The organism is Aliterella sp. E5.1, from assembly GCF_057473825.1.
Genome location: NZ_JBYCCV010000355.1, coordinates 1 through 1,458 on the forward strand (window position 1 = coordinate 1; position 1,458 = coordinate 1,458).

At 32.9% G+C, this 1,458-nt stretch carries 2 protein-coding genes; both read right to left on the reverse strand.

Going from position 1 to position 1,458, the window contains the following annotated elements; all coding sequences use genetic code 11:
- Positions 1–44: 44 nt before the first annotated feature.
- Positions 45–842: a hypothetical protein gene (locus AC2VE5_RS27180; protein ID WP_486890647.1), complete on the reverse strand. Its 798-nt coding sequence runs from the start codon at positions 840–842 to the stop codon at positions 45–47.
- A gap of 89 nt (positions 843–931) precedes the next feature.
- Positions 932–1,458: hypothetical protein (locus AC2VE5_RS27185; RefSeq protein ID WP_486890648.1), on the reverse strand; the 527-nt coding region annotated here is incomplete at its 5' end.

Below are 1,458 nucleotides of genomic sequence, written 5' to 3' on the forward strand. Positions count from 1 at the left end.
AGTAAAATAACGAGAAGCAAAAGGGAGATTTTAAAAACAGAAAACTACATACATCTGATGCCTGTTAGCCTTTCCAAAGCAAAATTGTATATCTGGATATTAGGTTGACATATTTCTATAACTTTATTTAGAACATTCTCTGTTACTGCTTCTTGCTGCTTATACTTAGGAATAGGATTGACGTTAAGATAATCAATAGCAATTTTTTTCTTAAATATGTTGTTAAAAGCATCAGCAAAGATGTCAAGCCTTTCTAAAACACCGATAAGAGAAAACTTACTTAAGTTGCTAATAGCTAGTTGTACGGCGTCATTAGTAAATGCATTTTTCGAGAAGCTACTATCAGTTAACTTTCGTACATAGGAGTTACCCATTAAGCAAGCTCTGTCCGTGCTAACAAAGGATTCTAAGTCACAAAGTATCGGAACTTCAGAATCCGTTCTTGTATCATAAAAATACTGAGAAAACCATTGATCAACAGGATCACGTAAGATTGTAATAAAGTTCCATTGACTATTAAATTCCTGAAATATTTTACTGCTAAAATTAAAGTGTCCATGAATATATTTGTAACGCGGGAGCGACATATAATAAGCTAAAATCCTCAACCTGTAATCTATAAGATCGTCATCGAATAAGGCTGAGCATTTTCGAGAAGCATTACTATCTAAACTAAAAAAGGGATAGCCATAAGTGCTCTTGTCAAAACCAAAGCTGTCTTGAATCGCATGACTTACTGAAGTGCCACCACATTTAGGAATATGAAGAAAGAAGATTTTATCGAAACGTTCATGACCCGCCCGTTTTCTAAAGCTCGGGGTAGCTTTTTTAAGTAATCTCATTATCACTTAAGATATTTACAAAAAAAATCAAGCTACATATTGTAATCTGACAACTAAAATTATCGGACTTGAAATTGTTGCTGCTACTATTAATACTTAAGTTTATACTTAAGGGTACTAGCAAACACCGAAGCCTTTAATGGTGCAACTAGAACTGCATTCAAACACTTCCTGACAAAAAAACTTATAAATGCAACCGGCTCCCATGCTAATGAATAGCGATATAAAGTAACTTTTGAAGTAAAAGTATTTGAAAACTTGATGTTTGCCAAATAAAGAAATTGCTTGCTGACTAGCCTACGAATTTGCTTTGCTAGGTATTTATTCGATAGATCTTGATGCTGTCTTTGCATAATAAAAGCTTGATAAATTTCCTTTAGCCTAAAATTAATGTTTTGAAATTTATCATTTTTAAGATCATTAATATTTCCATTTTGGGGATTCCAGAAATACCTTAAATGCTTTACTTCCTCTAAATCAATTTCTTTGCCAATTAATTGTTTGATATTAAATTGCGATTGTATAAGCGACCATTGAAGTTGTGCATTACCCCTTGTTGCACAAAGACTAGTCGTATGAATCCTTCTTTGTAGCAAAGCTTCTGGTATAATTTCAA

Excerpts from the sequence above, each read along its gene's own strand:
- AC2VE5_RS27180 (WP_486890647.1), bottom strand. The coding sequence starts at position 842 with ATGAGATTACTTAAAAAAGCTACCCCGAGCTTTAGAAAACGGGCGGGT.